Annotated in this window: 12 protein-coding genes and 1 tRNA gene; 6 read left to right on the top strand and 7 right to left on the bottom strand. The window is 55.8% G+C overall.

Annotated elements, in window-relative coordinates; all coding sequences use genetic code 11:
• Positions 1 to 36: 36 nt before the first annotated feature.
• The 4 genes from RTM13_RS09330 to RTM13_RS09315 all read right to left on the bottom strand — a co-directional run bounded on the left by RTM13_RS09330 (position 37) and on the right by RTM13_RS09315 (position 3,827).
• A tRNA-Pro gene (locus RTM13_RS09330) sits at positions 37 to 113 on the bottom strand.
• A gap of 91 nt (positions 114 to 204) precedes the next feature.
• Entirely contained in the window at positions 205 to 1,893 is a 1,689-nt protein-coding gene (gene eptB, locus RTM13_RS09325) for a kdo(2)-lipid A phosphoethanolamine 7''-transferase (RefSeq protein ID WP_312211774.1), read from the bottom strand.
• Between the two features lie 214 nt (positions 1,894 to 2,107).
• Positions 2,108 to 2,539: an organic hydroperoxide resistance protein gene (locus tag RTM13_RS09320; protein WP_042394035.1), complete on the bottom strand. Its 432-nt coding sequence runs from the start codon at positions 2,537 to 2,539 to the stop codon at positions 2,108 to 2,110.
• 85 nt (positions 2,540 to 2,624) lie between these two features.
• On the bottom strand, positions 2,625 to 3,827 hold the full coding sequence (locus RTM13_RS09315; protein WP_312211773.1) for an MFS transporter: 1,203 nt from the start codon (positions 3,825 to 3,827) through the stop codon (positions 2,625 to 2,627).
• Between RTM13_RS09315 and RTM13_RS09310 the strand changes: the two genes are divergently transcribed.
• On the top strand, positions 3,826 to 4,044 hold the full coding sequence (locus RTM13_RS09310; RefSeq protein ID WP_312211772.1) for a hypothetical protein: 219 nt from the start codon (positions 3,826 to 3,828) through the stop codon (positions 4,042 to 4,044). The genes RTM13_RS09315 and RTM13_RS09310 overlap by 2 nt on opposite strands.
• Positions 4,045 to 4,071: 27 nt before the next feature.
• On the opposite strand, the gene RTM13_RS09305 is transcribed toward RTM13_RS09310, so the two are convergent.
• Positions 4,072 to 4,764, bottom strand: a complete 693-nt coding sequence (locus RTM13_RS09305) for an autotransporter outer membrane beta-barrel domain-containing protein (RefSeq protein WP_312211771.1) — start codon at positions 4,762 to 4,764, stop codon at positions 4,072 to 4,074.
• A 152-nt stretch (positions 4,765 to 4,916) separates the two neighbouring features.
• Here RTM13_RS09305 and tag point away from each other — a divergent pair, with 152 nt between their 5' ends.
• Positions 4,917 to 5,498: a DNA-3-methyladenine glycosylase I gene (gene tag / locus RTM13_RS09300; protein WP_312211932.1), complete on the top strand. Its 582-nt coding sequence runs from the start codon at positions 4,917 to 4,919 to the stop codon at positions 5,496 to 5,498.
• A complete protein-coding gene (locus RTM13_RS09295; protein WP_312211770.1) occupies positions 5,476 to 5,916 on the top strand; it encodes an N-acetyltransferase in 441 nt (146 codons plus the stop codon). The genes tag and RTM13_RS09295 overlap by 23 nt, the downstream gene beginning before the upstream one ends.
• Here the strand turns inward: RTM13_RS09295 and RTM13_RS09290 are convergent.
• Complete coding sequence (locus RTM13_RS09290; RefSeq protein ID WP_312211769.1) at positions 5,885 to 8,269, bottom strand: molybdopterin guanine dinucleotide-containing S/N-oxide reductase; 2,385 nt, start codon at positions 8,267 to 8,269, stop codon at positions 5,885 to 5,887. The genes RTM13_RS09295 and RTM13_RS09290 overlap by 32 nt on opposite strands.
• Positions 8,270 to 8,383: 114 nt before the next feature.
• On the opposite strand from RTM13_RS09290, the gene RTM13_RS09285 reads away from it, so the two are divergent.
• Together RTM13_RS09285 and RTM13_RS09280 are read left to right on the top strand one after the other, a co-directional pair.
• Positions 8,384 to 9,046, top strand: coding sequence for an OmpA family lipoprotein (locus tag RTM13_RS09285; protein ID WP_312211768.1), 663 nt, complete (start codon positions 8,384 to 8,386; stop codon positions 9,044 to 9,046).
• A gap of 171 nt (positions 9,047 to 9,217) precedes the next feature.
• Positions 9,218 to 9,877: a hypothetical protein gene (locus RTM13_RS09280; protein ID WP_312211767.1), complete on the top strand. Its 660-nt coding sequence runs from the start codon at positions 9,218 to 9,220 to the stop codon at positions 9,875 to 9,877.
• A gap of 23 nt (positions 9,878 to 9,900) precedes the next feature.
• On the opposite strand, the gene RTM13_RS09275 is transcribed toward RTM13_RS09280, so the two are convergent.
• Positions 9,901 to 10,536 carry an RES family NAD+ phosphorylase gene (locus tag RTM13_RS09275; RefSeq protein WP_312211766.1) on the bottom strand — a complete coding sequence of 212 codons (636 nt, stop codon included), beginning with the start codon at positions 10,534 to 10,536 and terminating at the stop codon, positions 9,901 to 9,903.
• Between the two features lie 210 nt (positions 10,537 to 10,746).
• Between RTM13_RS09275 and RTM13_RS09270 the strand changes: the two genes are divergently transcribed.
• Complete coding sequence (locus tag RTM13_RS09270) at positions 10,747 to 11,766, top strand: LacI family DNA-binding transcriptional regulator (protein WP_312211765.1); 1,020 nt, start codon at positions 10,747 to 10,749, stop codon at positions 11,764 to 11,766.
• Positions 11,767 to 11,820: the final 54 nt, after the last annotated feature.

The raw sequence follows: 11,820 nt of genomic DNA, 5'->3' as shown, positions 1-11,820 counted from the left end.
CAAAAAGCCTGACCGTGAGGTCAGGCTTTTCAAATTTGGTCGGTGATAGAGGATTCGAACCTCCGACCCCTTCGTCCCGAACGAAGTGCGCTACCAGGCTGCGCCAATCACCGAATGCGGGGCGCATCTTACTGCTGACAACCCCGACCGTCAATCCCTTATTGTAAAAAAGCCATTCGATCGGTGAGAAACTCACCATGTAATCTAGTTGGCTTTCGCGACCTTGTCCGGCAGACGGCACCAGTTGTTGTTCTGGTTAATCCCACCGTTCGGCGAGGTGTAGCCCAGACAGCCCATGATGGTGTCATACAGCTCAACGTGGCGGCGCGGAACCTTCATCTCCGCCTGCTTCTTGAGCTGAGCAAACATCTTCGCTTTCTCCGGGTTCTCCAGATATTTGTCAGACATCCACACCATCATCGGCACGCGGAACTGCTCCGGCGGCGCCATGTTGCGCGGCGTACCGTGCAGGTGCTCACGCTCGTTGATTGACTCACCGTGGTCGGCCGCGTAGAAGACTATCGCCTTCTTATCCCGTACCTGATCGATAACTTTACTAATAAAGCTATCAACGTAGGTTACGGAGTTGTCATAGGCGTTGATCAGCTCTTGCTTACTGCACTCTTTATCAATGCCTACACACTCCGGCGTCCACTGCGCATAGCTGCGCGGATAGCGCTGCACATAGTTGTAATGCGATCCTTTGGTATGCAGCACTATCAGGTGCTTACCGGTAGGAGTGTTATCCAAAGCGATGCGGGTCTCATCCAGCAGCAGCATGTCGTCAACGTGCTTGCCCCGGTTGCGCGGCTCAGCACCAATCTGCTCGCGGTAGCTGATGTTGTCCGCCATAGTGTTGCTGTAGAACCACATCTCGCTCTGCATCGCATAGAGATCCGAGGCGAAACCGAGCTGCTTGAGCACCGCAAAGATGTTTTGCTCCTTCAGGGTGCGCTGCGGATTCTCATCCGCCCCGCCCTGCCGGACAAACATACAGCGCAGCGAGAGCTTGGTCGCCGTATCGCAGGAGTAGCCGCGGAACGCCGCCAGGTTCTTCTCCTGGGCAAGCTTAGGCGTGGTGTTACGCTCATAGCCAAAAATGCCCATATGATCCCAGCGGGTGGTCTCACCGATGATAAAGATCACGGTGGTATCATCCAGGTCTTTAGGTGGCACGTAGGTGAACTTCGTCGCCGGGTTCATCAGCGATTTATTGTCGGAAGACTCATCCACCTGCGCCCAGGCATAAAGCCCCAGCGCCGAAAGCCAGTTGGAGGGCAGATAGGAGTTCGCCACTACGCCGCCGTAGCTCGGCATATCGACCCCGGTGCTGCGCTCGACCTTCTTCTGCTGAATGTCCATCAGGCGGATTGGCCCCCAGACCATCAGCCCGGCCAGCACCACCAGCGTCACGCTGCGCAGGCGCTGCCCCGGCGTGCGCAGCTGGCGCAGCAGAGTGTAGCGGCAGCGGTTGCTCCAGATGAAGAGCAGCGGCAGCGCACTGACGGCCACCAGCCAAATCACAAAGTGCAGGCCCACCACCTCTTTCGAGAGATCGATATCCGTGGTCATCACCGAGGCAATAATGCCGTAGCCAATCACCACGTTCAGGAAGGTCATGTAGTAGCTGGCCCCGGCGGAGAAGAGCACCAGCAGGGTGGCCAGCACGCGCCATACGCGGCGGCCAAAGAGCGAAAGCACACGGAGTAAAAAGAAGGTAATCAGTACCGTGCCAAACAGTTCAATGGCTACGGCGCAGGCTTTTGAAAAGGTAAAATCTTCCGCATAGCTGTCGAAGCGGCGGAAAAAGACGGCGCAGTTCATAAACAGGCCGATGTATAACGCCAGCAGGAAGCTAAGCCTCTGCTGCGTCATGACTTTGATATATCTCATGCAAGCTGCCCTGTAAAAAGGGAATCAATAAAAGCACCCGCATACTGTGTCTTTCGCCAGCAGGCAGGTTAATAGAGTGCGTTGGAAGTCAAACCAGGTAACTTCTTAAAGCGCGGCATAGTAGACCACAAGGCTTCAAAAAAGTGTCATGGGGAATGTGATCCGGTCAGATATTTACAAAAATATGACCGGATCGGATCAGGCAGAAAAGAGATTAAGAGGTGATAACGTTCAGGGTAACGTCAATATTGTCGCGGGTGGCGTTAGAGTAAGGGCAGACAACATGCGCTTTTTGCACCAGCTCTTCTGCTTCCTGGCGATCCATTCCCGGCAGGTGAATATCCAGCTGGGCTTCGATGCCAAAGCCGGTAGGGATCGGACCGATACCTACCTGCCCTTCTATATAGGCATCCTGCGGAATTTTCTTCTGTTCTTGCGAGGCGACGTGCTTCAACGCGCCCAGGAAGCAGGCCGAGTAGCCTGCGGCAAACAGCTGCTCCGGGTTGGTCGCTTCACCACCTGCCCCGCCCATCTCTTTGGGTACGCCGAGTTTGATATCCAGCACGCCATCGGAAGAGACAGCGCGGCCATCACGGCCGCCGGTTGCTTTTGCTTTCGCGCGGTAAACCACTTTTTCTAAAGACATAGGGTGACTCCTTTTTGTTGGAAGCGCTAATCACTAAAGATAGTCGCTGTCACCCGTCCTGGTAGCTTTACCGCACGAAAAGCCGTCAGGCGTGCGCCTGTTTATACACTTTGCTCTGCGGCTGGCGGATGGTGGTGGAGAGCGCCAGGGAGAGGATCAGCAGGGCAAAAATCACACAGAAGGTGACGTAGAAGCCGCCGAACAGCGAGGCGATAATCGAGCCGCAGATGCTGCCGATACCAAAGCCTAAGTAGATCACGCCGTAGTTTTTCGCCAGGTTGTTCAGGCCGAAGAATTCGCTCACCAGCGACGGGAACACGGTGATAGTGCCGCCGAAGTTAAAGGCGACGCAGGCAATCGCCGCGAAGAAGGTCACCGCGTTGAGCGGAGCAAACAGCAGCGCGGCCATCCCCACCAGCGAAACCATCTGGCCGAGGGTAATCACACGGATGCGGGCGATCTTATCAGAGAGGATACCCAGCACCAGACGGCCCGTCAGGTTAGCGATAGCAATTACCGTTACCGCGTTGGCGGCGGTAGCCATATCCAGATGCACCATGCCCTGGGCGATATCTTTCGCCACGCCAATGACGTACAGACCGCTCATGCAGGCGGTGAGGAACATTACCGCCAGCATCCAGTACTGCGGTTTGCGCATCGACTGCGCCAGGGTGAAGTCGTTTTCGACTACGCCGTTGGTCATCGTCACTTTCTGCTGCGGGGCATCTTTCATCAGCATCGCGCCGAACAGAATCATCCCCATCACAATCGCGCCCCAGATCGTAAAGGTGCTCTCCAGCCCCACGGTCGCCAGCAGATGGCTGTCGATAAACTTGAAGCCGAGGCTGCCAAGACCATAGGAGCCAATGGCAAACGCTGAGATCAGCCCCTTACGCTCCGGGAAGTATTTAACGCAGTTAGAGAGGGTCAGCAGGTAGCCTGCGCCATCGGCCAGGCCGACCAGCACGCCAGCGCTCAGCCAGAGCATCATCAGGTTGTTAGCGTGGGCGGTAAGCATTAAGCCGATGCCAAGCAGGATGCCGGAGGCCATCGTGACGCGCTTAACGCCAAAACGCTCCTGCAGTTTCCCGGCCACCGACGAAGAGATCGCCAGGCCCAGGCTGAGCAGACCAAAGGAGAAAGCGACCTGGCTTACTGGCTCATCGAGCTTTTCTGCCAGCGCGCTGTTGAACAGGCTCCATGTGTAGACCGATCCTAAGGCAAATTGAGTGATGATGGTGCCGACAAGGGTTAGCCAGCGGGTGCGATTTGCGGTTGATGTGTTCATGGCAGTCTTCCTGCATAAGGAAATTAAGAAATTCTCTGCCGTCAACGATAGCGAAGCGCATTTTATGCCGGGTGAAAAAAGGCATGAAATGCAGCGAGGAGGGAATGAAATGCCTTGGAGAGGGAATGAATGGCAGCGCCTTTTTGTACCACTGCGTTTTTTACAGGGTAAGTTAGTGCGTACTATCAACCTCAGGCGCGCCAGTCATGTAGTCTAAATGTTATTCGTTTGTTTAAAACAGGCGTTAGAAACGTGCGCTAACGCCCATGCTGTAGAGATAGTTTTGCCCGGTCACATCGTTCTCCGACTGCGACATCGAGGCATAGGCCGCAAGGTGCGGATTGAGCAGCATGTCTGCGCCAAAGGTAACGTCCATCCAGTTGCCATACTGGCTGGAGGCAGAGAGGCGATTGAGGCCTGACTGGCTCTTCCACAGGTTCTCGCCAAACTGCTGGTTATAGCTAATCTGCGCCCACGAACGGAGATCGCCAAAGCGGCTGTCCACCCGCCAGCCAACGGAGCTGACGCTGGCATGCCATAGCGGATCGCTGAACTGCAAATTGGCTGGACCGTCGCCAAATTCGTTAAACATCGTCGAGGCGGAGCTGTCGTAATGCCAGACGGCCACCGGCCCGGTGGTCATACTGTAGGCCAGTGGAAAATTCCACCCCATACTCATCGTACTTGTCGCGTCGAGTGGGTTATCATCGGACAGGTTAAAGGTTGCGCCAGGCAAGTTTTGCCCCGACCGGATGCGCTCCTCCAGAATATCGTCATAGCGCGGTTGGTGATCGCTATCCCATGTATAGCGATCGGTCGTATTACTTTGCGGGTCGGTCACGATATATTCCTGCTGCCAGGCCTGCGCCGTGTGACAAAAAAACAGGCAAACAGACGCTAACGCCAGGCGGCGGCCACTGAATTTCTTATTGTTCATCAATGCGACTCCAGGAGAGAGCCGAATTCGGCATTATTGTTATCGTTCTTGGTGGGCTTAAAACCCTGTATTAAATATTGTCTCTTTACCAGGCACGTCAAGCCAGCGGCAGTGATTTCTTTTGTGATTCATAGCAACAAAGGGAGATGAAAATGCAACGTTGTGGCTGGGTCAGTCAGGACCCGTTGTACATTGACTATCACGACAGGGAGTGGGGCGTTGCGCAGACCGACGGCCAGAAGCTGTTTGAGATGATCTGCCTCGAAGGCCAGCAGGCCGGACTATCATGGATCACGGTGCTGAAAAAGCGGGAAAATTACCGCCGCTGCTTCCACCATTTCGATCCGCAGCGCGTGGCCGCAATGCAGGAGGAGGACGTTGAGCGTCTGATGCTGGACGCGGGTATCATCCGCCACCGGGGAAAGATCCAGGCCATTATCGGCAACGCCCGCGCTTACCTGGCGATGGCGGAGAACGGCGAGTCCTTTAGCAAGTTTGTCTGGTCCTTTGCGGATAGCCCGCCGCGGGTCACCCAGGCGGCCACCCTGAGCGAGATCCCCACCTCAACTCTTGAGTCAGATGCCCTGTCAAAGGCGCTGAAGAAGCGCGGCTTTAAGTTTGTCGGCACCACTATCTGCTACTCGTTCATGCAGGCCTGCGGGCTGGTCAACGATCATATTACCGGCTGTTTCTGCCATCCAGGAGGCGAGGATGATCCACGAATGGCATCGTAAAAATAGCGCCCCGCTGCTGCGGCTGTGGCTGGAGAGCACCACCTTTGCCCACCCCTTTATCCGGGAGAGCTACTGGCAGGAGAGTATCGCCATGGTGCGGGATGTCTACCTCGCCAACGCCACCACCTGGGTGTGGGAAGAGCAAGAGACGCTACAGGGATTTGTCAGCGTGATGGATGCGCGCTTTGTCGGCGCGCTCTTTGTACGCCCTGCCGCCATCGGCAGGGGTATTGGTCGAGCGCTGCTGGAGCACGTTATGCAGCTCCACCCCCAGCTTAGCCTGGAGGTGTACCAGAAGAACACCCGGGCGGTGCACTTCTACCATGCCTGCGGGTTCCGCATTGAGGACAGCGCCTGGCAGGATGAAACGCATCACCCGACGTGGATTATGAGCTGGCAGGCGGATCAAACGCCGTAAGCGTTAACGCAGGACCGGTGTACTTCTCTACCCATGCCAGGGCGGTATTGCCCGCGCAGCCGTTACCCAGCCGCGAGGTGGGGAGATCCTTTGTCAGCACGTTGACCGCGCCGTTTTTACAGATGCCCCCCGCCACTGGGTCGAGATCCGGCCAGCCGCCTTCGTGAATGCAGATCACCCCTGGACGGATGCCCTCGGTCACTACCGCACCCGCCAGCACCTGCCCGCGCCCGTTCCAGACGCGTACCACGTCACCTGCAACAATCCCGCGCGCCTGCGCATCCTGTGGATGCAGGGTGATAGGCTCACGCCCGGCAACCGCGTACCGCTCGCGCAGATCGCTGTAGCTTAGCTGGCTGTGCAGACGGTGCGCCGGATGCGCGGAGAGCACCTGCAATTGTCCAGACTCCGCGTTGCCGTGCCACTCCACCGGCGCAAGCCACATTGGGTGCGGCGGGCAGTCGGCGTAGCCGTATCCGGCAATGCGCTTTGAGTAGATCTCGATTTTGCCGCTGTCGGTTTTCAGCGGATTAGCCTGCGGATCGCGACGGAAGTCGGCAAACCGCACGAAGCGCGCGTTCTGCTCGCTCTCCGGCATCTCAATCAGCTGGTTCGCTTCCCAGAACTCAGCAAACGGCGGCAGGGTCACGCCCTGGCTGGCTCCGCGCTGGCCCGCAATCTCGTAGAAGGTTTGCAGCCATTGCAGATCGGTTTTGCCCTCGGTAAAGCGCTCCCGGCCCCCCTCCTCCCAGCGTTCGCTCAGGTCGGCGAAGATCTCAAGATCGTCCCGGGCTTCGTCCTGCGGAGCAACTACCTGCTTCATCGGCACCAGATGCTGGTTGCTGTAGTCGCCGGTCATAGTGAGATCGTTACGCTCAAAGGAGGTGGTGGCAGGCAGGACGATATCCGCGTGCTTCGCCGCTGCGGTCCAGTAGCACTCGGAGATCACCACCAGCTCCGGCTTCTGCCAGGCGCGGATCAGCCGGTTGGTATCCTGATGATGGGTAAAGTTTGCGCCACCCGCCCACCAGATAAAGCGAATATCCGGGAAGTGCCTGTCCATGCCGTTGTGCTGGTACGCACCGCCGGGATTTTCCAGCGCCTCGACGATGCGCGCCACCGGAATTTTATCTACCGCATCGACGCCGCCCTGCACGCTGCCCTGCATTGAGGCCAGCACCGCCGCCCGCCGCGTCGGGTTGCCGCCGTTAGCAAAGTGGTAGGAGAGACCAAAACCGCCGCCCGGCGTGCCGATCTGCCCCAGCATTGCCGCCAGAGTTACCAGCATCCAGTGCTTCTGCTCGCCATACTGCTGGCGCTGCATTCCCCAGCCGGACATCAGCATGGTGGTGTTTTCGTGGAACAACTGGGCCAGCTCGCGAATTTTCTCCGCCTCGATGCCGCAAATGGCTGCCGCCCACTCGGCAGTTTTCGCTACGCCGTCGCTCTCGCCGCTCAGGTAGGCAGCAAATATTTCATAGCCCTCGGTGCAGCGCGCCAGGAAGTCGCTGTCCTGCCAGCCGTTCTCCAGCAGGGTATGCGCGATGCCGAGCATTAGCGCCACGTCAGTGCCCATATGCGGTGCGATCCACTCCATGCTGTCACCGAAGAAATCCACCGTCTCCGATCGCATAGGATCGATGCAGATCAGCCGCTTGCCGCTGCGGCGCAGCCGATCAAAAAAGGCGATACCCTGCTCATCCGACGCGTTCCAGGCAATTTTCAGGGTATTGAGCGGGTTGGCGCTCCAGAGCACCACTACCTCGCTGTGCTCCAGCACCAGCGGCCAGCTGGTCTGCTGCTGATAGACCTCGTTGCCGCCTACTACGTAGGGCATGATCGCCTGCGCCGCGCCGGTGGAGTAGTCCCCCAGATGACCGGTATAGCCGCCCGCAATGCTCATATAACGCTGGAGCAGCGTCGCCGCCTTGTGCAGTACGCCGTTAGAGCGCCAGCCGTAGGAGCCGGCAAAGATAGATGATGGACCGTAGCTGTCGCGAATGCGCTTATGCTGGGCGTGGATCAGATCCAATGCCTCGTCCCAGCTAACGCGGACAAACTCATCCTGGCCGCGAACGCCCTGCGGGCTATCCGGCGAGGCGAGAAAGCCTTTGCGCACCATGGGAAAACGCACCCGGGTCTTGCTGTGAACCTGGTCGCGCACCGCCGTCTGGAGCGAGTTCGGGTGGGAGGTCGGCAGCGCGCCGCGTGAGTTCAGAACCTGTACGCCATCGGTTTCAACCAGCATGGGCCCCCAGTGGGCTGCGGTCAGAACCGTTTTAATCGATGTGTTTGCCAAAGCGCGTGCTCTCCGGTCGTAGATGCAGGTGTGATGGTCCTTTATACAGGCCATTCAATGTTATTTACAAAATTCGGATTCTTTCCGGAAATTTTCACCCTATTCAGGCGTCATAATCAACCACCACCTTGCAGTGGCTTAGAACGAAAACGCATTTAAGGATAAACGATGAAAAAACGCGTCATTATGATTGCCGCCGCGGTATGCGGTGCGCTGGCAATTTCTGGCTGTACGACTAACCCCTACACCGGCGAACGTGAAGCAGGAAAATCTGGCATCGGCGCGGGCATTGGCTCGCTGGTCGGCGCAGGCGTAGGCGTCCTCTCCTCCTCGAAGAAAGATCGCGGCAAAGGTGCGCTGATTGGCGCAGCGGCAGGTGCGGCGCTCGGCGGCGGGGCGGGTTACTACATGGACGTGCAGGAAGCCAAACTGCGCGAGAAAATGCAGGGAACCGGCGTCAGCGTGACGCGCAACGGCGACAACATCGTGCTTAACATGCCGAACAATGTCACCTTTGACAGCAGCAGCGCCACCCTGAAAGCGGCGGGTGCCAACACCCTGACCGGCGTGGCGATGGTCCTGAAAGAGTATCCGAAAACGGCGGTGAACGTGGTGGGCTACACCGACAGCACCGGCGGCCAGGATCTCAACATGCGCCTGTCACAGCAGCGCGCCGACTCGGTTGCCAGCTCGCTGATTACCCAGGGCGTGGATGCCAGCCGCATGCGCACCAGCGGCATGGGTCCGGCGAACCCGATCGCCAGCAACAGCACCGAAGAGGGCAAGGCGCAGAACCGCCGCGTCGAGATTACGCTTAGCCCAACGGCATAACGTTTTTGCCGGGTGGCGGCTGCGCCTAACCTGGCCAAAGATCCACGTGTAGGCCCGGTAAGCGCGAGCGCCACCGGGCTTTTTTATTGAGGCGGCTTGGGCAAATGTTGTGCAAATTTAAGATTTATAATACTATCGATGGAGTTAAATCTTAAAATACAGGTGACAGAGATGAGAACTAACCACGGTAAAGGTCATGCACCTGTATACCAGCATCCTGTTCAGGTGGTTCGCCAGCGACTAGAAAATGTCAGTAACGATCTGCTCGCTAACTTATCCAATATCTCTTCAGAAGAACTGTTATCACTGCTGGCGCTATCGGATAACGATTTCTTAACTGAGCTTAGATACAAAGCCTTAGCCAACAAAGCCATTCATGCCCGTACGCCTGAAAAGGATGAGCAACAGGAATTTGCCGAGAACCGCATAGCATTTCTGGAAAGTCTCCAGCCGTATGGCGGAGTTCATAAATCAAACACTGTGCGTACTTTACTCTCCCTTTCTATTCCCACAATCCATAAATATGGTAAACAAAATAAGCTTATCGTATTAGAGTGGGGCGTTGAAAATCTCTATCCCGTCTTTCAATTTTCAGTAAAAGAAAAATTAAGCGAAAAAGGAATGCTAAAAGGCGTACCGCAATTGCTATCGCATATGAAAAACAGTGTCAGCAGCGTACGAAAATGTAATTTCTTTACTCGCAGAATAGAATTACCCCATAGCGGAGAAGAGACCTCAGCGCTAAGTATACTTCAGCGTGGCGCAACGGAAGAGGAGATGGACTTTCTTATAATCCAGGCTGAAAGTTTTGGAACAAACCATGCGGTTTAGTAAAGGTTTGATTAAGGGCCGTTTTACTGAACTATACGTATCCCTAACTGATATTTAAGTATTTCCTTTGCAGTTCGACCATTTTGCTTATAGTGACAGAGCGGTATAACCGAATCGGTAGAGAGCGTACCATTACCCTCCACGCAATTTGACCAGAGCACAACGCAGGGTTTTCCAGTATAACGTGACAAATATTCAAGCCCATCGGCATAGGAAGCTAATGCTGTGGCCAGTCGCTGGGTATAAGCATAAGCCGTTTTCTTCGGGGCCATAAGATCGCCAATGGCAATACCTAAATGCGGTGCAAGCAGCGTTTCATCAAATACGCATACATGACGCATAACTCTGATCTCTGCCATGCAATTTGTTATATAATCATTATAATCAATAAATTTTTCTTGCTGATAAAACTCCTGGCAGGCAGTGTGTGGTGATTCTGCCAGATATTGTACCCCTTTGGAACGATCGCTTAATGAGAAGCGTGTATTACTGTCAGGGTTATAATAAACGCCCTTTCCTCCATACTCCTGCGCCTGTAATTTATAATAAACGGTGCCGGGTAAAATTAATTTCATAATGATTAATTTATTATTCAGTTGTGCAGACATTAGTCCTTCTACTGTTTTCCTTAAGTCATCCTTGTCGATACGGTTATCCATCTTTCCCTCATAACGGCACGGCAATAGTGATAAACTCTGTATATCAGGAAAATGATAATTCATTATCATTTTTTAAAAAGAGATCTCAGTACAATCATTCAATAAAAAAGAGCACTGCATTAGTATGCAAATCTCGTCCACTAATGGACATCAAATCGCGCCAATCGTAAAATATGTTACTCTCCAGATGGTTAACTCTCGGAGATGGACATGAACGCAAAGGCCGCCCGCCCCACTATCAGCGATGTCGCAAAAGCGGCGAAAACCGGTAAAACCAGCGTCTCACGCTATCTGAACGGCGAGCAAAACCTGCTCTCGGAAGATCTACGCCTGCGCATAGAGCATGCCATTGCCACCCTCGACTACCGCCCCAGCCTGATGGCGCAGGGTCTCAAGCGCGGCCGCACTCGCCTGATTGGCCTGATCATCGCCGACATCACTAACCCTTACTCCGTCAACGTGCTCAGCGGCATTGAGGCCGCCTGCCGGGAGAAGGGCTTTACGCCGCTGGTCTGTAATACCAACAACGAGCTGGACCGGGAGCAGCACTACCTGGATCTGCTCCGCAGCTATCAGGTGGAAGGGATTGTAGTCAACGCCGTTGGGATGCGGGAGGAGGCGCTGAACCGCCTGCAACAGTCGGCGCTGCCGATGGTGCTTATCGATCGCAAAATCCCTGATTTTGCCTGCGACGTGGTGGGGCTGGATAACACCCAGGCCGCCACCACCGCCACTGAGCATCTGATCCAGCAGGGCTTTGAGGCGTTGCTGTTTCTCAGCGAGCCGCTCGGCACGGTCAATACCCGCCGCGAACGCCTGAACGCTTTTCGCGCCACCCTTGCCCGCTACCCCGGCGTGGTGGCCGAGAACGCCGAGACGGTGCTGCACGAGGCGGCGCAGATCGATAACGCCCTGCGACAGTTTCACGCTCGCCACCGCGGAATGCGTAAAGCGGTGATCTCCGCCAACGGCGCGTTAACCCTTCAGGTGGCCCGCTCGCTTAAACGCATTGGCCTGCACTGGGGCAGCGATATCGGCCTGCTCGGTTTTGACGAACTGGAGTGGGCCGAACTCGCTGGCGTCGGCATCACTACCCTCAAGCAGCCTACCTGGCAGATTGGCTACGCCGCCGTCGAGCAGGTCGTGCGCCGCATTGACGGTACTGACGATACCGTCCGCGAGCAGCTCTTCTCCGGCGAGCTGATCGTGCGCGGCTCAACGTCTCTTTGATAACCTTCGTGACGACGATCATGCTTTAGAGATGGTGTCCTTTTCTTTGGAACC

It is taken from the genome of Pseudescherichia sp. (assembly GCF_031979925.1).
Taxonomy (GTDB): Bacteria; Pseudomonadota; Gammaproteobacteria; order Enterobacterales; family Enterobacteriaceae; genus Pseudescherichia.
Note: the sequence above shows the minus strand (reverse complement) of the source record. Positions and strands in the feature narration are given on the sequence as shown.

Excerpts from the sequence above, each read along its gene's own strand:
- eptB (WP_312211774.1), bottom strand. The coding sequence starts at position 1,893 with ATGAGATATATCAAAGTCATGACGCAGCAGAGGCTTAGCTTCCTGCTG.
- RTM13_RS09320 (WP_042394035.1), bottom strand. The coding sequence starts at position 2,539 with ATGTCTTTAGAAAAAGTGGTTTACCGCGCGAAAGCAAAAGCAACCGGC.
- RTM13_RS09310 (WP_312211772.1), top strand. The coding sequence starts at position 3,826 with ATGGCAGTCTTCCTGCATAAGGAAATTAAGAAATTCTCTGCCGTCAAC.
- RTM13_RS09315 (WP_312211773.1), bottom strand. The coding sequence starts at position 3,827 with ATGAACACATCAACCGCAAATCGCACCCGCTGGCTAACCCTTGTCGGC.
- RTM13_RS09305 (WP_312211771.1), bottom strand. The coding sequence starts at position 4,764 with ATGAACAATAAGAAATTCAGTGGCCGCCGCCTGGCGTTAGCGTCTGTT.
- tag (WP_312211932.1), top strand. The coding sequence starts at position 4,917 with ATGCAACGTTGTGGCTGGGTCAGTCAGGACCCGTTGTACATTGACTAT.
- RTM13_RS09295 (WP_312211770.1), top strand. The coding sequence starts at position 5,476 with ATGATCCACGAATGGCATCGTAAAAATAGCGCCCCGCTGCTGCGGCTG.
- RTM13_RS09290 (WP_312211769.1), bottom strand. The coding sequence starts at position 8,269 with ATGGCCTGTATAAAGGACCATCACACCTGCATCTACGACCGGAGAGCA.
- RTM13_RS09285 (WP_312211768.1), top strand. The coding sequence starts at position 8,384 with ATGAAAAAACGCGTCATTATGATTGCCGCCGCGGTATGCGGTGCGCTG.
- RTM13_RS09280 (WP_312211767.1), top strand. The coding sequence starts at position 9,218 with ATGAGAACTAACCACGGTAAAGGTCATGCACCTGTATACCAGCATCCT.
- RTM13_RS09275 (WP_312211766.1), bottom strand. The coding sequence starts at position 10,536 with ATGGATAACCGTATCGACAAGGATGACTTAAGGAAAACAGTAGAAGGA.
- RTM13_RS09270 (WP_312211765.1), top strand. The coding sequence starts at position 10,747 with ATGAACGCAAAGGCCGCCCGCCCCACTATCAGCGATGTCGCAAAAGCG.